The following is a 20,551-nucleotide window of genomic DNA, read 5'->3' on the forward strand; positions in this document are numbered from 1 at the left end:
GACGAGTCTACTAGCTGCGTCGAGGCAGGTTGCCCGCCATGTCATGGCCGCCGATCCCACGCCGCCGGCCGAACCGGGCGGCGATCACGTTTCGTGACCTTCAGACACCCTGCCACCCGCACCCCCTGCGCCCTTTGCTCTGCTGCCACCGGCGCACCAGTCACGCCGCGTGGCGGATGACGAGGCTTCCCCGCCCCGACGGTCGTGGCGTATTGGCAGCTCAGGGCCTGTGTCGCGCCCGTGGGTGCAGAGCAAAGGACGCGCCTGGATGGTGGGGCGTCGCCGGGCCGGCGAGGTCAGGGTTGCTGTCAGTGACGATTACCCTCGGTGATGCTTGCGCTCGTCAGCTTTTCGGAGCGGCGAGGTGGTGCAGGGCGAGACGATAGCCGTCGATGCCGAGACCGCAGATCACCCCGGTCGCCACCGCGGAGATCACTGAGTGGTGGCGGAACTCCTCGCGGGCGTGGATGTTGGAGATGTGCACCTCGACCAGCGGCCCGCGCAGCATGGCGCAGGCGTCCCGCACGGCGTAGGAGTAGTGCGACCAGGCGGCCGGGTTGAGAACCACCGCGGCGCCCTCGTCGGCGGCGGCGTGCAGCCAGCCCAGCAGCTCGTGCTCGGCGTCGGTCTGCCGGACCGCCACGTCGAGCCCCAGCTCCCGGCCGGTCCGCTCGCAGAGCGCCACCAGATCGGCGTAGCTGGTCGCGCCGTACACCGCGGGCTCGCGGGTGCCCAGCCGGCCCAGGTTCGGCCCGTTCAACACGTACACCTTCACGCCGTACCCACCTCCCGGTAGGCGGCCGCGAGCAGCGCGTCGTCCGGGCCTTCGAGCATCGCCGGGCGGGCCAGCCCGTCCAGCACCACGAACCGCAGCCGGCTGCCCCGGGCCTTCTTGTCCACCCGCATCACGGCCAGCAGCTGCGACCAGGCGTCGGCCGGGTAGCTCACCGGCAGGCCGAGGGCCGCCAGGGTGGCCCGGTGCCGGTCGGCGGTCGGCGCGTCCAGGCGGCCGGCGAGCCGGGCCAGCGCGGCGGCGTACACCAGGCCGACGGCGACGGCGTGGCCGTGCCGCCAGCGGTAGCCCTCGACCTGCTCGATCGCGTGCGCGAGGGTGTGGCCGTAGTTGAGCACCTCACGCAGGCCCGACTCCCGCAGGTCACCGGAGACCACGTCGGCCTTGACGCGGATCGCCCGTTCGATCAGCTCCCGGGTGACCGCGCCGCGCGGGTCGGTGGCGGCCGCCGGCGCAGGCTCGATGAGATCCAGGATCACCGGATCGGCGATGAAGCCGCACTTGACCACCTCGGCCAGACCGGCCGTCAGGTCGACCGCGGGCAGGCTGTCCAGAGTGGCCAGGTCGGCCAGCACGCCGACCGGCGGGTGGAACGCGCCCACCAGGTTCTTGCCGGCGGCGGTGTTGATGCCGGTCTTACCGCCGACCGCGGCGTCCACCATGCCCAGCAGCGACGTGGCCACCGGCACCCAGCGCACCCCGCGCAGCCAGCAGGCCGCGACGAAACCGGCCAGGTCGGTCACCGCGCCGCCGCCGACCCCGACCACCGCGTCGGTGCGGGTGAAACCGGCCGCGCCGAGCCGGTCCCAGCAGGCGGCGGCCACGTCGATGTGCTTGCCCGCCTCGGCGTCGGGCACCTCGATCGGCAGCGGCTCGACGCCGGCCGCGCGCAGCCGTTCGCCGAGCGCGTCGGCCAGCCCCTTGAGCGCGGGCGCGTGCAGCACCGCCGCCCTGGTCGCCCCGGGCAGCAACCCGGGCAGCGTGTCCAACAGGTCGCGTCCGACCAGCACGTCGTACGGCCGCTCGCCGCCGACCGGGATCCGGGTCACCTCGTCCATCGCCGGCAGCCTAGTCCAGCGGGCGGCGCGGTGACGGCGGCTGCCCACCTGCTGGCCGGGCGGCCCACTGCGCCAGCAGGCGCGCGTGCTCGGCCACGGCGGCGCGCAACGCGTCCGGGTGCCGCACGGTGAACGCGCAGCCCAGCCCGGCGAGCAGCGCGGCCATGCCGGGCAGGCTCTCCACCCGGGCCCGCAGCAGCACACCGTCGGCGGTGGCGGTCAGCTCGGCCACGCTGGGCGGTACGCGGCGTCGGACGGCGACCAGGTCGGTCTCCAGCAGCACCTCGACCTCGTGCGTGTAGGGCACGCCGGCCAGCGACCGGGTCACCCGGGCCACCGGGTCGAAGCCGTCCGGCACGGTGAACGTCGCCACGCCGGGGGTCACGGCGCCGATCCGGTCCAGCCGGAAGGTGCGGATTTCTCCGCGCCGGTGGTCGTGGCCGGTGACGTACCAGCGACCGGCGTGGAAGACCAGCCCGTACGGGTCGAGCTCACGGTGCGACTCCGCACCCCGCCAGGAGCGGTAGTCCAACGCCACCCGCTGCCGGTTGCGGGTGGCCGCGGCCAGGGTGAGCAGGGTGCCGGACGCCGGCCCCCGCTCCGGTTCCGCGCGTCGCAGGGTGAAACCGAGGTGCTCCTGCACGGCGGTCAGCCGGTCGGCGAGGGCACGCGGCAGCACCCGGTGGATCTTCGCCAGGGCGGTGGCGGTGGCCGGCTGCTCGGTGGCCAGCCCGACCCGTTCGGCGACGACCAGGCCGAGCAGCACGGCCACCGCCTCGTCGTCGGTGAGCATCAGCGGCGGCAGCTTGTACCCGGGGTGCAGCCGGTAGCCGCCGTAGCGGCCCCGGTCCGCGGTGACGGGGATGCCCAGCTCGACCAGGGTGGCCGCGTACCGGCGCACGGTCCGCTCGTCCACGCCGAGCCGGACCGCGAGTTCGGCGGCCGTCGACCGGTGCCGGGTCTGCAGCAGCTCCAGCAGGGCCAGCACACGGCCGGCGGGATGTGACACGAACCACTCCTCCAAACCGGGCGGATTCTGTCCGGTTTCGATCGTACGGTCATTCGGTAACCGAGAGAAGGAGCGACAGATGGCGACGTTCGTGCTGGTTCCGGGGTTCTGGTTGGGCGCCTGGGCGTGGCGGGAGGTGACCACGGCGCTGCGCGCGCAGGGGCACGAGGTGTACCCGATGACGCTGACCGGGGTGGCCGAGCGGGACCACCTGGCCGGGCCGCAGGTCGGCCTGGAGACGCACACCGCTGACATCGTCCGGCTGATCGAGGTCGAGGACCTGCGCGAGGTGCTGCTGGTCGGGCACTCCGGCGGTGGCATGCCGGTCGCCCAGGCGGCGGACCGCATCCCGGATCGGATCGCCCGGGTGGTCTACGTGGAGAGTGGGCCGCTGCCGGACGGCGTCGCGCAGTTCGACACCGTGCCGCCGGAGGAGCAGGAGAAGCTTCGGGCCGCGATCGGCTCCGGCCACCTGCTGCCGCCCCCGGCCTTCGACCCGGCCGCCGACCCGACCAACCTTGCCGGGCTGGACGAACCGACGTTGGCTCTGCTGCGCGCCCGGGCCACCCCTCAGCCGCTGGGGGCCGCCACCGACCCGGTGCGGCGCATCGGCGGTCGCCCGGTCCCGACCGCGCTGGTCGCCAGCACCTTCCCGCTGGCCGTGGTGCGGCAGATGATCGGCGAGGGGCACCCGTTCTTCACCGGGTTGGCCGGTGGTCAGCTGTTCGAGGTGCCGACCGGGCACTGGCCGATGCTCAGCGAGCCGAAGGCCCTGGCCGACGTGCTCGACGCCGCCGCCCGAGGCTGAGAAGAAGCCCGGAAACGGGCAACGCCCCGCCCGGCCGGTCGCGCACCGGCCGGGCCGGCCGGCGTCAGCGGGGCAGCAGCGCGGCGATCTCCGCGACGATCTCCTGCGGGGTCCGACCGTCGGTGGCCACCGTCTCGGTGGCCACCTCGGCGTAGAGCGGCCGGCGCTGGTCCATCAGATGCTTGAGGGTGGCCCGCGGGTTGATCGCCAGCAGCGGACGGCCGGCGCCCAGCCCGACCCGCTTCACCGCGTCGGGCAGCTCGACCGAGAGGTGCACCACCCGGTGCCCGACCAGAGCGGCACGGGTCTCGTCGGCCAGCACCGCGCCGCCGCCGAGGGCGAGCACCCCCGAGCCGGCAGCCAGCGCCGCCGCCACCGCGGCCCGTTCGAGGGTACGGAAGTGCGCCTCACCCTCGTCGATGAAGATCTCCGGGATGGGCTTGCCGGCCATCCGCTCGATGTCGGTGTCGGTGTCGCGGAACTCCACCCCGAGGGCCGTGGCGAGCGCCTCCCCGACCGTGGTCTTGCCGCAGCCGGGCGCACCGACGAGGACGACGACGGGCGCCATCAGCGGATCACCAGCGCGTCGAGGTAGCCGGCCACGTTGCGGCGGATCTCGGCGACCGAGTCCCCGCCGAACTTCTCGGTGGCCGCCTCGGCCAGCACCAGCGCGACCATCGCCTCGGCGACCACCGCCGCGGCGGGCACCGCGCACACGTCCGAGCGCTGGTTGATCGCCGTGGCCGGTTCGCCGGTGGCGACGTCCACGGTGGACAGGGCCCGGTTCAGCGACGAGATCGGCTTCATCGCGGCACGCACGCGCAGCGGCTCACCGGTGGTGATGCCGCCCTCGAGCCCGCCGGCCCGGTCGGTGACCCGGCGGACGCCGGTGGCCGACGGGATGATCTCGTCGTGCGCCTCGGAGCCCCGGGACCGGGCCTGCTGCCAGCCGTCACCGATCTCCACGCCCTTGATCGCCTGGATCGACATCAGCGCGGTGGCCAGCCGGGCGTCGAGCTTGCGGTCCCACTGCACGTGGCTGCCCAGCCCCGGCGGCACCCCGTACGCCAGCACCTCGACCACGCCACCGAGGGTGTCGGCGGCCTTCTTCGCGGCGTCCACCTCGGCGACCATCAGGGCGCTGGCCTCCGGGTCGAGGCAGCGCAGCGGGTCGGCGTCGATCCGGGCGGCGTCCTGCGGGGTCGGGCGCAGCCCGGCCTTCGCGGCCACCGGGCCCAGCTCGACGACGTGCGAGACGATCTCGATGCCGAGCGCCTGCCGGATCAGCGCCTTGGCGACCGTGCCGACGGCCACCCGGGCGGCGGTCTCCCGGGCGCTGGCGCGCTCCAGGATAGGCCGGGCATCGGTGTGGCCGTACTTCTGCATGCCGGCCAGGTCGGCGTGGCCCGGCCGGGGCCGGGTCAGTGGCGCGTTGCGCGCCTGCCGGGCCAGCTCGTCGGGGTCCACCGGGTCGGCGGCCATCACCGTGCGCCACTTCGGCCACTCGGAATTGCCGACCCGGATCGCCACCGGGCTGCCGAGGGTGATGCCGTGCCGCAGGCCGCCGAGCACCTCGACCTCGTCCCGCTCGAAGGACATCCGGGCGCCACGGCCGTAGCCCAGCCGCCGGCGGGCCAGCTCGTCGGCGATCTCGGTGGTGTTCACCTCGATGCCGGCCGGCACCCCCTCCAGCAGCGCGACAAGGGCGGGACCGTGCGATTCACCTGCAGTCAACCAGCGCAACACAGCGGTCAGTCTGTCACGGCCCGCCGCCGCCACGGTGCGCTGCCTGCCATGTCCCGCCCTGCGGACGCGAATGCATTCCGAGCACATGCGATCTGCATTTGTTTCCACCGAGCCATGGCCATAAGTTGCTCTACAGCAAGTAGTGACGACCGCACGGGGAGTTTGGTTGTCCTGCGCAGTCCGCCGCCCATGAGGGCGGTGATCAACGGCTCCGAATCGCGATGATCGACTTTGTCAGACCGGCCAGACGCTCGTTGCGGATGGTGGCGTCCGGAAACAGGTACCGAAGTTCGGCTCGACCAATGAGTTCGGTCGTCAGGACCTGCCTCATGGCCGCCTCGTACGACTTGCCGGGGTTGTAGGCGAGCGGCCATCTACGCGCCATCACCACCCGCGCCGACACCGGCAGGAACTGCATCCCCGGCGCCACCCAGTGTGGCTCGATCGGGAAGTACCGGTACGGCGTCTGCACCCAGTACGCGCGCCCCAGCTCGCGGACCGCATCGGCCATCCGCCGGCGACGCTCGTGACCACCGACATGCTCCAGGACGCTGTTGCTGAAGACGAGGTCATACGTGCGGCTCAGGATGCTCTTGGGCAGCTCGCAGGCATCGGCGTGGTCGGCCTCGGCCCAGTCGGGCAGGTCCGAGGGCAGCGGCTCCAGGTTGACCACGTGGACGTGCGCCGGCCGGACGGGGACCCGCGCCCAACTGTCCACCCGGCCGCCCAGGTCGAGGACGGTCATGTCGGCCAGGTCCGGGAAGGTGTCCGACAGCCAGGCCGCGCGTTGCGCCCGCCGTTTCGCGCCGAGCGAGGTCGGCGAGTCGACAAGACGGAACCTGAGCGAGTGGAGTCCCATTGATTTATCGTCCTTCGATTTGCTGATCGCGTCGTCTGTGGAGTGGGTTGCGCCGCCCCCGAATTCGGGTCAGATGCCCCGGCCGCGCTTGTGCAGCGTGCGCAGCACCGCGTCGGCCCGCACCACCCGGCCGGCGACCGCGAGCGCCAGGTAGGCCCGCGGCTCGCGGGGATTGCGCCGCAGGGTGCGCCGGGCCCACCGCAGCGCGCCCCGGCGGTCGCCGGAGGCGGCGCGGGCGAACGCGATCTGCCCGGTCACCCGGGCCTCGCCGGCCGGTTGGGTGGCGAACTCCGGGTAGCGCTGGAGGAGCCACTGCAGCGCTTCGGAGATGGTGTCCCACCGCTGCGCGAAGTAGGAGCGCTTGTGCCAGCGGACCAGCACCGACGGGGTGCGCAGGTTGATCAGCGGGGCGCTACGCGCGGCCCGGAGCAGGAACTCGTAGTCCTCGGCGTAGCTGCCCGGGATCTCCTCGTCGACCAGCCCGAACCCGTTCCGCAGGGCGGCGCCGCGGATCAGGAACGTCGACGGGTGCAGCTCCGTCATCCGGTCGCGCAGCAGGTCGTCCAGGGTGACCTGGTCCCGGTCGAGCACCCGGTCCACGGTGTGCCCGTCGTAGCTGACCCGGATGCCGCAACAGACGAACTCCGCCGCCGGGTCGGCGGCCAGCGCGTCGACCTGGGCCGCCAGCTTGCCGGGCAACCACTCGTCGTCGTCGTCGCAGAACGCGACCAGCTCACCCTCGGCGGCCACGGTGCCGCTGTTGCGCGCCCCGGCCAACCCCGGCGTGCGCTCGTTGCGGACCACCCGCACCAAGCGGTCCGGGCCGGACAACCCGGTCAGCGACTCGTCCGGCGTGGACTGGTCGAACACCACGACGACCTCGACCGGGCCCGGGTAGTCCTGAGCGAGGATCGCCCGCACCGCGGCGCGCAGCAGCTCCGGGCGATCCCGGGTGGGCACCACGACGCTGACGCTCGGTTGCCGGGTCATCGAGTCTCCTGCGCACTGCGGCCGGACCGCGTCCAGGCACGCCACCGGGGTTGGCGCCGGGCCGACTGGGCCACCAGGTCCTCCACGATCTGCCCGACGCGGGCCACCGCCGCCCGCTGGGCCTCGTGCGCGCCCGGGTCGGCGGCCACCGCGTACCGGGACGGGTCGGAAAGCCCGGCGGCCAGCGCGACGTGCAGCGCCTCCCGGGTCTCGCAGAGCGCCACCAGCCCGGCGGCGCCGAGCCGGCGGGCGAAGAGCTGCTGATGGTCGTCAACGTGCTCGCCGCGCGCCGGGTCGCGGGGCACCACGATGGGCAGGTGGCCGTGCCGGCGGGCCTCCAGGATGGTCGCCGGACCACCGTGGCAGACCACCAGGTCGGCGTCGGCCATCGCCCGCTGCAACGCGTCGTGACCGAGGAACGGCACGGCGCCGGGCACCTGCGGTGCCCGGGTGTGCCCGTGCTGCACGGTCAGACCGACGCGGTCGCCGGCCTGCGCGTGCCACTGCGCCAGCCAGTCGACGAGCCGGTCGAACGGGTGCTTGTCGGTGCCGACCGCGATCAGCAGCCCGATCCGGTTGGCCGGCGTGGCGTCGCGCTGGCGCGGCAGCCGGGCCGGCTCCGGTGCGGGAACGGACCGTGGCGGCTGTGGACGCCGGGCGGTGCCGGTCTCCCCGCTCACAGCAGCGTCCCGACGACAGTGGCCTCCGGGTACTGCCGCCGCTGCTCGTCCCACTGCACGAGCATCGCGGACAGGAACGGCCGGCAGAGCCGGGCGGTCAGCGTCGGGGTGTCGATCCGGTCGTACACCTCGATGTAGACGGTCGGGATGCGCCGCAGCCGCGCCAGCACCACGAACGGCACGGCCACCCCGGCGCCGGTGGTGACCACCGCGGCGACCCGCCGACCCCGCAGCACCCGCCACGCCAGCAGCGCGTTGCGCAGCAGGTTCGGCACGTTGCGGGTGGTCGGGTGGTGCGCCGGTACCAAGTCCTCGCCGGCCAGCAACGACACCGCCTCCGGCGTGTCGAAGGTGACCCAGCAGCGCCGCCAGCTCTCGTACCAGGGCCGCAGGGCGAGCAGCTGGGCCAGGTGCCCGCCGCTGGAGCCGACCAGCAGCAGCACGGGCTGCCCACCGTCGTCGTTGTCGTTCCTGTCCACGCGACTCCCCACAAGTTCGCTTGGAATTTTGGTCCACACCACGCAGCAGCAGATCACAGGTTGCCCGACCGTTGAATAGGGCGACCGGTTGATCAGCCGATATCCGACGGGGACCGACCGGTGCCCTCGGCCCTCCGCCAGCCATCGACGTCCATCGCAAGCAGCAATTCTTCCGTCACGCTCCGGCGATGGTCAACGTCCATCGGCGCGGCGACGTGCCCGGATCAATCGCTATGTCGTTTCTCGATGACGTCCAACAGTGCGGGATGCAGCGCGCCGTTCCAGCCCGCGCCGGCGTCGGCCAGCCGCCAGGTCCGCAGCCACATCTCCACCAGGTACGCGTCGGCCACCAGCCGCCGCTGCGCCAGTCCCAGACCGAGCCGGTCGCCGTGCCGGCCCAGGTGCCCGTCGACATCCGCCGCGGCGACGGCGGCCGGCTCCCCGCGCAGCACCAGGGCCCGCTGGAAGGCGTCGTGCGCCAGGTCGAAGCCCACCGGCACGTCCGGGCCGCTGTGCTCCCAGTCCCAGGCGACCAGCTGGCCGGCGTGCTGTCCCAGGTTCCACGGCACCCAGTCGCCGTGCCAGTGGCCGAACTCGACGTCGGTGCCGCCGTGCCGGCGGGCCAGCGCGGAGACCGCGGCGACCGCCCGCGCGCCGGCCGGCTCGGCGGCGGCGGCCCGGTCGGCCTGCGCGGCCAGCCGGGCCAGGAACGTGGACCCGGCCAGCGGTCGGGGCGCACCGGCCGGGCCGCCGCGACGGGCGACCGCGAGCAGCGCCGCGACCCGCGGCGGGTCGTCGACCGGGACGCCGCGTACCGCCGGCGGCAGCGGCTCGATCACCGCGACCACCTGGCCGGCCCACGCCGTCTCGGTGAGCAACCCCGGCGGCAGCGGGTGGTCGGCGACGCCGGCCACCGCGCGCAACGCCCGCAGCGCCGCCGCCTCGGCGGTGACCAGCGCGCGGGTCGCGTCGTTCCAGCCGATCTTCGCGTAGCCGCGCGGGCGGCCGTCGGCGCTGAACAGTTGCAGGGTCGGCTTGCCGTTCGGATCCGGCGGTCGCACCCCACAGGCGGCCAGCAACGGCGTACCGCCGAGCGCGTCCGTGAGCCGTTCGGTCAGCAGCAGGTCGGCCGCGGGCACCCCGGCCGGCACCGAGACGGTCAGCGTCGGAAAGGGCGCCAACCCGGCCGGGCCGAACCGGGCCAGCCCGCCGAGCACCGCCCGCAGCGCACGCACCTTCGGCGGCCGCAACGCGTTGTACGCCAGCAGCGACGCCGCCCCGGCGCGGGGCGCCCCCAACGGCACCAGGAACCGCGCCCTGGCCACCGACGGCACCACGGCGTACCGGGCGACCGCCCGGTGACCCGGCGGCGGGGCCGCGCCCACGGTCAGGCCGACCCGCTCGTCCGGAAAGACGGCGCGGCTCACCCAGCCCAGCCCGTCCACGCGGGACCGGGGGTCGGTGGCCGTGCCGACTTGGGTCGTCACGCCGCCCGGTCCGCCCAGTCGAGGGCCAGCCCGAGCCGCTGGCGCAACGCGTCGTTGTACGGCCGGTAGTAGTCGGTCAGCTCGGCGCGCACCGCCGGCTCGAGAGGCGCCGAGCGCCGGTCGTTGTAGACCTTGAAGCTCGGCAGGCCGTGCGGCGGCAACCCGAGGAAGTCCAGGGTGCGCCGGTAGGTTGCGCGGGAGTCGCGGTAGAGGTCCTCGCTGGGCAGGAAGAGGATCTGCTCCCGGTCGAAGCGCTCCAGCCACGGCTCCAGGTGCTCCAGGTAGCGCCCCCGAGCCCGGTACGTGTACCAGTCGTACGGCTCGCTGAAGGACTCCGGCTCGGCGATCAGCCGCTCCCGCTCCCCCGCCGTACGCTCCGGCTCGGCGGCCAGCGCGGCGGCGAAGTCCAGCGGCTCGATGCCGTGCGTACGGCGCTCCTTCCAGTGCGAGTACGCCCGCTCCACCGGATCGCGCAGCAGCACGATCAGCTTCACCGTCGGCATCAGCCCGGCGACCCGCTGCGCGGCCAGGGGATGGAACATGTACAGCGGGGCGGCCTCGCCGACCCGGACCGGCCCGCCGTGCCGCCTGGCCAACGCCTCGCGCTGCCGCTCCGTCGGGAAGTGCGAGCGGTACCACGCCTCGCCGCGACCCCAGTGCTCCTCGAAGTAGTGCGCCGACTTGGTGTTCCAGGCCGGGAAGAGCCGCGGCACCAGCGGGTGCTGGATGAGGTAGTTCCACAGGGAGGTGGTGCCGCCCCGTTTGGTGCCGATGATCAGGAAGTCCGGCAGGGGCCGCCGGTCGCTGGTCCGCACCGCGTAGTCGACCAGGGACTCCTTCAACCGGTTCGTCACCTGGCTCGGCACGAGCTGCTTCACCCGATCTCGGATGGACGACACAGCGTCCTCACCTGCCCTTCGTCGAGGTATCGGCGGCGACCGGCGCCGCCGCCTGACTGCGACGGAACTGCCTCATGGTCACCCGGACGCGCCCTCGTACCCGGGGCACCGTCAACAAGCCGACGCAGCCGATGGCCAGCACGCTCAGTGCCACCACCAGGCCGGCGATCCCCCGACCGCCGGTGAGCACGCCGGCCAGGGCCGCGATCCCCACCCCGACGACGACCGCGGCCGCCGCCCGCACCAGCGCCGCGTCGACCAGGGGCTGCCCGATCACCACCCGGGCGCAGACGAAGGAGATCAGGTTCTCGGTGGCGATGCCGGCCGCCCAGGCGAGCGCGGCACCCGTCACGCCGTGCTGCGGGATCAGCCACAGTCCGAGGGAGACGGTGACCACCAGTCCGGCCACCGTCGCGGCCAGGTGCAGGCCACTGCGACCGCTCATCAGCAGGAGGGTCTGTACGTTTCCCACGCCGGTGTTGACCAGCATGGCCAGGGCCAGCACGGTGATCGCGGTGGCTCCCGCGGTGAACCCGGGCCCGAAGAGTTGCAGGAACGCCAGCCCGAACACCGCGAGCAGAAGGTAGACCGGCCACGACAACACCAGTGCCCAGGTGGTCATCTGCCGGTGCACCGCCGCGGCCGCGGCCCGCTCACCATCACCGAGCAGCCGGGAGAGCTGAGGCGACACCGCTACCCGCAAGCCCTGCATGGCCAGTTGGCCGGCCAGGATGTATCGGCCGACCGCGCCGAACACGCCGGCGTCGGCCTGCCCGGCGAGCACCGAGGTGAGCAGCACGCCCACCCAGACGGCGCTGGCGTCGATCGCGGCGGAGGCGGCGCGGGGCAGCGCGAAACGCCAGAACGCCGACCAGTCGGCCCGCTCGGGGCGCAACGCCGCACCGCGGCCGACGCCCAGCGGGCCAGTCACCATGACGAGACAGGCCAGGATGGCGATCGCCGCCGGGACCACCCAGCCGACCATGCCGACGAGTACGCCACCGCTGGACACGGCCGCCGCACCGACCAGCACCGGCCGGGCGACCGGCACCAGGACGGACTGCACGCCGACGTACGCCCGGATCGGACGGACGCATCGCAGCACGGCCAGCAGGAGCGTCATCGCCACCACCAGCGGAACCGCGGCGAAGCTGGCCGCGATCAGGGCCGTGTCGGTACCGCTGTTCGCGTCCAGTAGGTGGGGTGCGAGCGCGTCCGCGGCGAACACCCCGCTGACGGCGACGACGACGGCGGCCACCAGCGGAGGCAGCAGCGCCACCGGGAGCACGCGTGCCGCGTCGCCCGCTCGACCGGCACGCCGGCGAGGCAGCGTCCAGATGAGCCCGGTCTCCGCACCCAGCGTGCAGATGGCGGCGGTCACCGTGACGACTCCGATCGCCGCGAAGAACGCGCCCGAGCCGACGGTGCCGTAACCGCGGGTGATCACCACCGCGAGCAGGAAACCGAAGAGCCCGTTGGTCGCGGCCCCGGCAAGCCCCGCGAGGCCGGTACGGGCGCTGCGCCGCGCCTCGGTCGTACCGTCGGCGCTCAACGCACCGGAGCCGGAGCCGAGAGCTGGGCGGGTCCCGGTGGTCATGCCGCCATCGCCTTCTGGCTGGGGACAGGGCGCTCCGGACTGGCTCCCCTGGGTCCCGCCTCCTGCTCGGCGAGGGCCATCGCGACGGCGACAGCGAAGTACGCGACCGCGATGGTGGGGTCGGCCATGCCGTAGAACGGGATCTGCACCAGGCAGATCACCGGGACCACCGCCAGCCACTGCCCGGGCGCCGAGCGGGCCCGGGCGCTCTTCAGCGTGGCGATCACGAACCAGGCGAGGAAGCAGAGCAATGCCGGTACGCCGTGGCTGAACAACACCGTCCAGAGCTGCCCCTGGGTGCCGACCGGCACCTCCGCGGTGACCGTGTCCACGGTGACGGGCGCCCCGTACCCGAGCCACGGTGAGTCCCACATGCGGCGGATGACCTCGGCGTAGAGGGACAACCGGTCGGTGTTCGTGTCGCTCGACTCGACCCGGTTGTTGATCAACTCAGCGACCGGGATCAGCAGGGTGGTCAGTCCGCCGATGATCAGAACCCCGACGACGGACGCACCCACCCGGACGTTTCCACGTAGCGCGGCCCGCACGCCGAGCACGGCCAGGCCGACGCCGAGGCTCGCGAACATCACTCGGTTCAGGGTGAGGAATGCCGGCGCCAGGGACAGCGGCAGCGACACCAGCAGTGCCCAGCGGAGGATCCCGCGACGGCGCAACATGGTGTACGCCACGACGCACGGCAACGTCATCGCGTACGCGCTGCCGTAGTTGTTCGTGTACGGAAACGGCGCCGTCGGCCGGTAGATCGGGTTGAGCGACAACTTGCTGTACTCGGCGGCGCTGACATGAACCAGGTCCTGCATGTACGGGTGGCCGGCCACGCCTCCGGGCAGCAGCACCTCCAGCGGGGTGGTCAGTTCGAATCGCGGTGCCAGCACACCCAGCCAGCCCAACACCACCAGACCGAACCAGAATATGCAGAGCGGCACGAGGGCCCCCGGCACGTCGCCCCGCTCCCGCGCGTAGACATACACGTACACGCCGACCACGAGGGCGGTGACGTAGAAGCCCAGCCGCAGACCGAAGGGCAGCAGCGAAACCGGTGTGGGTAACTGTGTGGCGCTGAGCAGCACCAGGGCCAGGAACAGCAGCCAGATTCCGGTGGCCGGCGGAAGCGGCACCCGCCCCCGGACGATCAGCAACGCCAGCAGCACCGCGCCGAACAGTGGCCAGATCAGGTAGAACGCGCCGGCCAGCCACCACAGCGGAACCAGACCGAACATGATCAGCAGCGGCCAACGGGGCAGCCGGGGTGGTGACGGCGCGGAGACGATCGGTGGACCACATCCGTCCGGCTCGCTGCTGGCCAGGGCAACAGCGACGGACACCGTCAGCCCCGCCCGCTGCGGGTGAGGACGAAACCCAGCGGGGTGACGCCGGCCGCGAGCAGCCGCTCCGTGAGCCGACGCAGATCGACCTGACGGGTCCGGTCCTGTTCCACCACCACGACCGCAGTGCCCTGACGAGCCGCCGCCACGCCACGCTCGTCGGCCTCGGAGGGGGGCGCGTTGAAGAGCACGACGCCGGTGGCGGTGCGCTGGCGCCACGTGCCGAAACGCACTCCGCCGGCACCCACAGGCACCTTCTCCGCGCTGTTTCCGACCATGTTCATGTCGCTCGAGGCCGCGCTCACGCTCGTTCGCGGCAGGGTCATGGTGGCGTCCGGGTCCGCCGACGGGTAACTGCCCACCGGGTACGGGGACGGACGGCGGGTGGGGATTGGCTCGGTGGCGTCCTTGCCGCTGACCGAATCGGCGCCTCGGGGCTTCGGTACGAGTGGGCGTACCGGGTTGGCCGTCGCGGGCAGTTGATCGCGGTCCGCGAGCACGGCGGCACGCAGCTGCTCGAGGCGGCCACTGTCGTCGGCCACGTAGACGTCCCGGCCGGTCGCGGCGAGCGCCACCGCCAGACCGGCGGTGATGGCGGTCTGGTCCTCGCGAGTGGTCAGCAGCGCCACCCGGGCCGGTTCGCGGACCCGCTCGGCGATGGCCATCGCCGCGTACCGGATGTCGGCGTCCACCGCCTTCCTTCGGCCGCGAACTCGCCGGCCGCGCACAGTACCGAGCAGCGGCAGGCCGGTGACATCGCGTCCGTCGTGAACCGAGCGGACCCGGCGGTCCGCGGACTCCCAGCCGTACGCCAGCACCACGCCCAGCAGTACGCCCCCGAGCAGCCCGGCCAGCACGTAGAGCAGGAGGTGCCCGCTGGAGGACACCAGGACGTTCTCCGCGCTCTGCGTGATCCAGCCCGGGTTGACATCGACCGCCGCGATCTCTGTTCGGGACGACTTCAACTGGGTCAGCTGATTGTTCGTGCCGCCCAGCTCGGCAATGGCGGCGTCCAGCGAGCCGTCCCGCGCGTTCGCGATTCGCCGCTGCAAGGCATCGCGCTGCTTCTCCACCTCGACGATGCTCTCGTCATACCGCTTCAGCATCTCGGCCCGCTGCTTCTCGTACATCGTCCGGCGCACGTCGAGGTAGGCCTGCGCGGCAAGGTTCACGTTGTGTACCGCGTCATCGGTGGAGCGATCGGTGTAGGAGAAACGTAGGATCTGCCCGCCGGTTGGTACCTCCACCTCCAGCGCGTCGCGTACATCGCGCTGATCCCTACCCTCTGCCGCGAGCCGCTGCACGACTTCGGTCCCGGTGGCGATGCCGCTCTCCACGTTCATGTTCACTGCCCGGTCGGCGGCGGCGCCGCTCGGGGTGAAGGCGTCGGTGACAACCGGGCGTACCGCCACCACGGCGCTCGCGGTGACCGCGCCAGGACTGAGCAGGACGTACCCGAGGGCGGCGAACAGGCCGACCGCGGCGACCGCCGCGACCAGCCGGATCCGGTGCAGAGGGACGCGGAGCAGGTCGGTCAGGGTGACTGTCCGGGCCGGCGCGCCCCCACCGCCGAGCGGATCGGCGGACCAGGAACCGGGAGATGCATCAGCCATGAACTTCACCGTCTGTTATGGATTTTCTGAACGGAACGACGCTCGTACACGCCGCACGTTCCCCTGCGAGGCGTCGGGCCGGCGACGTGGTCCGCCGCCGGCCCGACGTGATCTATCGATTCTGTGTGACGAACGGGTCAGTCGTCACTGCACCGAGAAGAAGATCCTCGGGGTGGACCAGGTCAGTCCTCCACCCGCCGGCGCGATCACCGTGCTGGTCGCGCCGTCCACAACCGGGGCGGCCGTCGGGTCGAACGGCACGCTGCGCAGGGTGCCGTCGGTCCCGCCGTACACGATCCGGCCGTTGACCCAGGCCATGCCGCGCACCGACGACCAGGTGACGCCGGTCGTCGGAAGAGCGAACTCGGTCGCGCCCAGATAGTTGCCGTCGATCTCGAAGTAGCGGTAGTAGAGCGCATTGGCGCCACTGCGGGTGTAGTACAACCGGCCGTTGAGGTAGAACGCGCCGGTCATGCCCGCTGCGTTGAACCAGTCGTTGAACCCCGACGACTCCCAGGGAACGCCGATGGCACCGCCGTTGAACATCGAAACGTCGAGCCGGCTGCCGGTGGGGGTGCCGGAAATCGTGTGCGCCCAGTAGATGCGGTCGCTCACCCGCCAGGTCGCGCCGGCGTTCGTGTAGTTGGGCTGGCTGACCGTGGTGGGGGCACCGACAGTCGCGCCGTTGAACGAGGCCTTGGCCAGCTGACCCTCGCCGGTGCCGAGGTAGAGGTTGCCGGTGGCCGCGGTCGGCGGGTTCTTCGGGGCGAAGGTGCGACCGCCGGCGATCGGGAACATGCCGAGCCGGCCGTGGTACTCGCTGCCCATCCCGTCGGAGTTGTGCCCGAAGTACAGCCCGTCGCTGCCCCGCCACAGCACGGGGACCTGCGAACCCCAGGTGCTGGTGCCGGCCGGCATGGACGCGCTGCCGCGGCGGCCGGGGTTCCACGCGACCGGCAGTCCGGTCGCCGGGGTGACGGCGGCGATGCCGAGTCGGTCGATCGCGCCGTTGCCGGCCGCGTCGCTGGCGTTCGGGTTGTTCAACCAACGGAAGTGCCCACCCAGGTAGATGACGTTGTCGGCCACCTCCACCGAGGTGATGGTGTCGTTGCCGGTGTAGTCGACCCAGGTGCCGAGCTGGCCGCTGCCCCGGTCTGCGGTCTCGAACCGGATCAGCGCGTCGCAGTAGGCGGCCGGCCAGCCGGCGCCGCCGTTGGTACCGACGACGAACCAACTTCCGTCCGCACCGAACTTCAGGTCCTGCACGTAGTGCACGAAGGTCTCGGGCGCCGCACACGGCGCGACGAACTTCTCAGTGCTCCAGTCCAGCACGGTTGGCGTACCAGAGAGGTCGATCATCGCCATCTGGTTCCGGGACAGTCCGTTCACCAGGGTGAAGTTGCCACCGGCGATCATGGTCTGCCCGTCCGGGGTGACATCGATCGTCCAGCCGTACGAGCCGGTGCCGTGCCGCCCGACGGTGGCGTTGATGTTGAAGGTCGGGTCGATCGCGCCGGTGGTGGCGTTCAGCCGGGCCAAACCGGAGTGCGCGGCACCGTTCAACCAGTTGAACGCGCCGGCGACGTAGAGCCAGTTGCCACGCAGCACCATGTCCCGGATCATGCCGCCGTCGGAGCGGCCGACCCAGCTACCGATGGTCGCCCCGGTCGCGGGATCCAGCGCCACCAGGTTCTTCCGGGAAACGCCGTTGACGTTCTTGAACCCGCCGCCGACGATGAGCGTGCCGTTCGGGCCGGCGATCAGGGTGTTGACCGGGCCGTCGAGAACCGGCAGGAACGTGGTCGAGATGGTTCCGCTCGTCCGGTCGTACGCGAACAGGTAACTCCGCGTGATCCACGCCGCGCTGGCGTTCTGCCGGATCTGGGTGAAGCTGCCGCCCACGTACACCTGAGAGCCGACCTGCGCGAAGGCGCGGGTCTCGCCGTCGCGGCCATGCGGGGTGTTGTCGGCCGGGTTGGTCGACACCACGGTCGCCGTCTCGGGCGCCGGCACCACGGCGGCCGAGGTGACGGAGGGTACGGTCAACACTGCGGCGAGGGTCACCAGGCCGACTGCTGCCGCACGGATACGGGATCCGGCAGATCGCCGAGAGAGCGAAACTATGGGCACGCTACGCCTCCAAGTTGGACGAGAACCCGCGTAGCGTGCCTCGTCGATCATGATTCGCGATATCCGCCGATTGGGCGGTCGCCGGCCCCACGCGACGACGACGGGTGGTCTCCCTGTCGGGTATCGGACTCACCTCAGCACGCCTCGGTGGAGCAGCGATGCAGGAACAGGTCAGACTGTGGTCGTGACCTCGACGGGCACCGCGTCCGCGGACCGGATGGGTGGACGCACCCGGCCCTCGGCCACGAGGACCGTCAGCACCATCACGCCGAGCAGCAGGGTGGCGAAGATCCAACCACCGATCACGTCGGTGAGCCAGTGCCGCTCGGCATAGATCCGGGTATACCCCTCCACCGCGACCAGCACGGCCAGCGCGGTCGCGATGGCAATTCGGCCGCGTCTCGGGATGTTCCAGGTCAGCCCCGCCAGCACCGCGATGGTGCCGAAGGTGAGCATGACCCGGGCGCATCCGCCGGAGGGATAGGTGCCGAGGTCCGTGGGTGGGTGGCCGCGGTCCACGGTCAGGGCCAGAATCTGCTGGGTGTACTGCTCGAGGACGAACTGCAACGGCATCGCGACCAGCGGGATCCACCATCGGCGGCGCCGCCAGGCGACGGCGAAGCCGATCGCCGCGACCACCGTCACCCACTTGAGCGGGTACCGGTCCCCAATCGCGGTGATGAACGAGTTGATGTCGGCCCACACGTCGACTCGGCGGGCATGCACGTAGTCGAAGACCGGATGGTCGACGGACGGTTCCAGTCTGGACAGCAGTTCGCCGAGGGGCCAGCAGATCGCCACGACCGCCGCGGACCCGGCGAGCAGGACGACAAGAGCGGCCCCGATCCGGCCGAAGGCCTCGGTGAGCCCGGCCACGGCGACGCGCAGCCGATCAGCCGCCCGACTCTCCCGCACGGCCGGCGCCCATCGGGTCGCCACCACAGGGATCAGGACGGCCGGCACCAGCACCGACAATGCCCCCAGCGCGTAGATCAGAGCCACAGCCGAACACCGCCGTCCGGTCGACCGGCGGCTGACCCCGCCACATCCGTGGCACGCAGCCACCTGGTGTCCGCCGACGTCATCGGTCCCCCTTCACCCGAGCCGCCGAGCAACCACCCCGTTCAGGGTCCGTCGGCACCACCGCATGGCATTCGAGGTGACACGTTAAGGGACTTGGACGCTCCGCGGTAGCCGCCAGTCCGTCCGTGCTCCGTCGACCACCTGTCGTGGTTTCGACAATCGTCGGTGCTGTGCAACTGGCCCGAACTCCAGCCAGTGCGGTCGAGTCGCAATCACGACAGAGGCGGTCGTCAGCGGCTACCCCCGGTGGGCTGCCGCAGGTACGGGTCCCGGCCGGCCTCGGCGAAGCCGGCCACGGCCGCGGCATCGTGGTTCATCGTCATGTCGCAGGTCGTCGAGCGGGTGGTCATACCCGACGAGTTGAAGTAGATGGCCGCCTTGATCTTCGGGTGCGCCTTCAGTGCCGCCGGGAACTCCTGGAACCAGCGCTGCTTGGCGCCCCGGTCGGCGGAGTTGAAGTTGGTGCCGAACTCGGCGAGCATCCGCGGCTTGCCGGCGCCGATGCCGCTCTCGTCCAGCCAGCGGTAGAAGCCGCCGACGGTGGTGCTCGGGCTCTTCCACACCGTGCTGCCGTTGCAGACGTGGAAGTTGTACGGGTCGTAGGCCACCCAGTCGACGTAGCGGTCGCCCGGGTACAGACCGGCGTACCGGGAGTAGTGCCCGGACCAGCCCATCATCGTCCAGACCCAGACCGCGTTGTCCGCGCCGGCCTTGGCGAACCGCTCGTACACGTAGCGCCAGGCCCGGACGAAGTCGGCGTCACTGCCCTTGGCCGGTTCGTCCTCCGGCTCGTGATCGAAGCCCAGGAAGACCGGCACCTTGGCGTCCCGGATCCGGCCCGCGACCGCGTCGATGGTCGCGTCGTGCCGGCCACTGTAGACGTCCGCCCAGGTCAGGGTGGTGCCGGCGGAGAAGTCGCGCGACTCCCAGGCGAAGAACATCAGCCGACCCTCGCGCATCTGCTGCTGCTCGTACGCGTCCGGGAAGGCGCCGTTGCTGCCGACGTTGGAGAAGTCGTGGTAGCGGTGCACGATGTCGAACTTGCGGCCCACCTGCGCCTCGACGTCGGCGACCGCCTTGCCGTGGTTCCAGCCGCTGCCCGCCCCGGACGGCGAGTACATGCCCCACCAGGCGCCGCAGGAGGGGACGAGCTTGTCCGACACCGCGCCGCACGTGCCGGGCGGCGCGACCGTGGGGCTCGCCGACGCGGTGGGCGTCCGGGTCGGGGCGATGGTCGGCGACGGCTTCGGCGCTGCGGTGGTCGGCGACGCGCTCGGCGACGCGCTCGGCGGCGGCGCCGGGCGGGTGGTCGTCACCGGCGACGGCCGGGTCCCGATGTCGTAGCTGATCACCAAGCGCGGCCGCAGCTCCGAGTCGCGGTTCTCCGCCGACGCCCAGTAGATCCGGGTGTCCAGGCCGGCCTGGGCCAGTGACACCGTCCAGGTGCCGTTGCCGGTGACCAGACGGGAGACGTCCCACTCGTTGAAGCCCTTGGACACCCCGGTCAGGGTGTCCAGCGCCGCGCCGGCCGCCTTCGGGGCCGGCCGTGCCTCGCGGGCGCTCAGCGGCGAGGCGTGCGCCGTCACCGTGGCGGCGAACTGCTGCCAGGCGTGCACCCGCAGCGTCGCCCGCACGTTGACCGCAGCGGCCGGCACGGTCGTCACCGTGAACTCGATGACCGCCTCCCGGCCGCCCCGCGGGTTGCCGTCGCAGCGCGCCGGGCAGGTCGCGAGGGTCGGCTTGGCGGCGTTGTCGCCGTCCTGCGTCACCATGGTCGCGGTGGTGTCGGCCGCCGCCCGGATCGAGAGATCGTCGCTGGCCAGCAGCGGCATCATGGTCACCACGATGCCGGCGACCACCGAGCCGCCGACCACGCCGACGGCGATGGCCTTGCGTCGGGGGTCGGGGCGGTGCCGGGTGACGCGGTGCAGTCCGTGCCTGCTCAAGGAGTACTCCCTGTGTCTACTGCCGTAA

The 20,551-nt window shown here is 72.2% G+C and carries 18 protein-coding genes; 1 reads left to right on the top strand and 17 read right to left on the bottom strand.

Annotated features, from left to right (window positions below; all coding sequences use genetic code 11):
* Positions 1 to 343: 343 nt before the first annotated feature.
* Genes aroQ through EAD89_RS25850 form a run of 3 tightly spaced genes read right to left on the bottom strand, consistent with a single transcriptional unit; the run spans position 344 to position 2,860 of the window.
* Positions 344 to 775 carry a type II 3-dehydroquinate dehydratase gene (gene aroQ, locus EAD89_RS25840; RefSeq protein ID WP_121677517.1) on the bottom strand — a complete coding sequence of 144 codons (432 nt, stop codon included), beginning with the start codon at positions 773 to 775 and terminating at the stop codon, positions 344 to 346.
* The gene (aroB, locus tag EAD89_RS25845; protein WP_121677518.1) at positions 772 to 1,851 is read right to left on the bottom strand and encodes a 3-dehydroquinate synthase; all 1,080 of its coding nucleotides are present in this window, start codon (positions 1,849 to 1,851) and stop codon (positions 772 to 774) included. Before aroB ends, aroQ begins: the two co-directional genes overlap by 4 nt.
* A gap of 10 nt (positions 1,852 to 1,861) precedes the next feature.
* Positions 1,862 to 2,860, bottom strand: coding sequence for a YafY family protein (locus tag EAD89_RS25850; RefSeq protein WP_121677534.1), 999 nt, complete (start codon positions 2,858 to 2,860; stop codon positions 1,862 to 1,864).
* Positions 2,861 to 2,939: 79 nt separating this feature from the next.
* Between EAD89_RS25850 and EAD89_RS25855 the strand changes: the two genes are divergently transcribed.
* Complete coding sequence (locus EAD89_RS25855; RefSeq protein WP_121677519.1) at positions 2,940 to 3,668, top strand: alpha/beta fold hydrolase; 729 nt, start codon at positions 2,940 to 2,942, stop codon at positions 3,666 to 3,668.
* 64 nt (positions 3,669 to 3,732) lie between these two features.
* Here EAD89_RS25855 and EAD89_RS25860 read toward each other — a convergent pair whose 3' ends face one another.
* From EAD89_RS25860 to EAD89_RS25925, 14 genes are all read right to left on the bottom strand, one after another.
* Complete coding sequence (locus EAD89_RS25860; RefSeq protein ID WP_121677520.1) at positions 3,733 to 4,236, bottom strand: shikimate kinase; 504 nt, start codon at positions 4,234 to 4,236, stop codon at positions 3,733 to 3,735.
* A complete protein-coding gene (gene aroC, locus EAD89_RS25865) occupies positions 4,236 to 5,414 on the bottom strand; it encodes a chorismate synthase (protein ID WP_121677535.1) in 1,179 nt (392 codons plus the stop codon). Before aroC ends, EAD89_RS25860 begins: the two co-directional genes overlap by 1 nt.
* A 202-nt stretch (positions 5,415 to 5,616) precedes the next feature.
* Positions 5,617 to 6,273, bottom strand: coding sequence for a class I SAM-dependent methyltransferase (locus EAD89_RS25870; protein WP_121677521.1), 657 nt, complete (start codon positions 6,271 to 6,273; stop codon positions 5,617 to 5,619).
* Positions 6,274 to 6,342: 69 nt separating this feature from the next.
* Positions 6,343 to 7,263: a glycosyltransferase family 2 protein gene (locus EAD89_RS25875; protein WP_121677522.1), complete on the bottom strand. Its 921-nt coding sequence runs from the start codon at positions 7,261 to 7,263 to the stop codon at positions 6,343 to 6,345.
* Positions 7,260 to 7,829: a glycosyltransferase gene (locus tag EAD89_RS25880; protein WP_121677536.1), complete on the bottom strand. Its 570-nt coding sequence runs from the start codon at positions 7,827 to 7,829 to the stop codon at positions 7,260 to 7,262. Before EAD89_RS25880 ends, EAD89_RS25875 begins: the two co-directional genes overlap by 4 nt.
* A gap of 110 nt (positions 7,830 to 7,939) precedes the next feature.
* A complete protein-coding gene (locus EAD89_RS25885) occupies positions 7,940 to 8,422 on the bottom strand; it encodes a UDP-N-acetylglucosamine--LPS N-acetylglucosamine transferase (RefSeq protein ID WP_121653414.1) in 483 nt (160 codons plus the stop codon).
* A gap of 224 nt (positions 8,423 to 8,646) precedes the next feature.
* A complete protein-coding gene (locus EAD89_RS25890; RefSeq protein ID WP_121677523.1) occupies positions 8,647 to 9,909 on the bottom strand; it encodes a hypothetical protein in 1,263 nt (420 codons plus the stop codon).
* Positions 9,906 to 10,808, bottom strand: coding sequence for a sulfotransferase domain-containing protein (locus EAD89_RS25895; protein ID WP_121677524.1), 903 nt, complete (start codon positions 10,806 to 10,808; stop codon positions 9,906 to 9,908). The genes EAD89_RS25890 and EAD89_RS25895 overlap by 4 nt, the downstream gene beginning before the upstream one ends.
* Positions 10,809 to 10,815: 7 nt before the next feature.
* Positions 10,816 to 12,405 carry a lipopolysaccharide biosynthesis protein gene (locus EAD89_RS25900; RefSeq protein WP_233579124.1) on the bottom strand — a complete coding sequence of 530 codons (1,590 nt, stop codon included), beginning with the start codon at positions 12,403 to 12,405 and terminating at the stop codon, positions 10,816 to 10,818.
* Complete coding sequence (locus EAD89_RS25905) at positions 12,402 to 13,733, bottom strand: O-antigen ligase (RefSeq protein ID WP_121677538.1); 1,332 nt, start codon at positions 13,731 to 13,733, stop codon at positions 12,402 to 12,404. Before EAD89_RS25905 ends, EAD89_RS25900 begins: the two co-directional genes overlap by 4 nt.
* Positions 13,734 to 13,753: 20 nt before the next feature.
* Positions 13,754 to 15,364, bottom strand: coding sequence for a lipopolysaccharide biosynthesis protein (locus EAD89_RS25910; protein WP_121652665.1), 1,611 nt, complete (start codon positions 15,362 to 15,364; stop codon positions 13,754 to 13,756).
* Positions 15,365 to 15,508: 144 nt separating this feature from the next.
* Positions 15,509 to 17,452 (bottom strand): delta-60 repeat domain-containing protein, encoded by a 1,944-nt coding sequence (locus EAD89_RS25915; RefSeq protein ID WP_199723272.1) that lies wholly within the window; start codon positions 17,450 to 17,452, stop codon positions 15,509 to 15,511.
* A 213-nt stretch (positions 17,453 to 17,665) separates the two neighbouring features.
* Positions 17,666 to 18,496, bottom strand: a complete 831-nt coding sequence (locus EAD89_RS25920; RefSeq protein ID WP_121677525.1) for a phosphatase PAP2 family protein — start codon at positions 18,494 to 18,496, stop codon at positions 17,666 to 17,668.
* Positions 18,497 to 18,807: 311 nt separating this feature from the next.
* The gene (locus EAD89_RS25925; protein WP_121677526.1) at positions 18,808 to 20,523 is read right to left on the bottom strand and encodes a glycosyl hydrolase; all 1,716 of its coding nucleotides are present in this window, start codon (positions 20,521 to 20,523) and stop codon (positions 18,808 to 18,810) included.
* Positions 20,524 to 20,551 lie beyond the last annotated feature (28 nt).

Source organism: Micromonospora sp. BL4 (assembly GCF_003667505.1).
GTDB lineage: Bacteria > Actinomycetota > Actinomycetes > Mycobacteriales > Micromonosporaceae > Micromonospora.